At 62.9% G+C, this 547-nt stretch carries 1 pseudogene; it reads left to right on the forward strand.

What is annotated here, in order from left to right:
- Positions 1-16: 16 nt before the first annotated feature.
- Positions 17-547 (forward strand): annotated as a pseudogene (locus tag X744_RS0139275) (OmpA family protein); the annotation flags it as partial.

Below are 547 nucleotides of genomic sequence, written 5' to 3' on the forward strand. Positions count from 1 at the left end.
GGCTCCGCCGGGGTCAGTGCGACTTGCCATCGTCGATAATCGCATCGTTGCCGAGGGCGAGGCTCCCGACACCTGGATAGATCGGGCGCGCGCAGCCGCCCGCCAGCTTTCGGCAGGCGGACCGGAATTCGACATCTCTAAGGTTCGTGATGTGAGCCCCGAAGCACGCGCGGCGGAGCACTGGCAGGCCTATGTGTCGCGACTGGGGACCCAGCCGGGCATCATCGTTGCAGAACAAAAGATTCGCGACGGCCAATTCTATATTGCCGGCCTGAGAGACCCGCTTGGCGCCGACCCGCAGTCGCTGTTGTCTGGAACGCAGGTCGATCCCGCCCGCGTTCATTCACAGTGGCAATTCTATCAGAGCCTTGAGCCGGAGTTCGTGTTGAAGCGGCTGACAGCGTCGCTGTATCCGCCGGATACAGTACGACTTTCGATCGTCAATGATCGCATCGTTGCCGAGGGCGAGGCTCCCGACACCTGGATAGATCGGGCGCGCGCAGCCGCCCGCCAGCTTTCGGCAGGCGGACCGGAATTCGACATCTCT

Source organism: Mesorhizobium sp. LNHC252B00 (assembly GCF_000502955.1).
Lineage (GTDB): Bacteria > Pseudomonadota > Alphaproteobacteria > Rhizobiales > Rhizobiaceae > Mesorhizobium.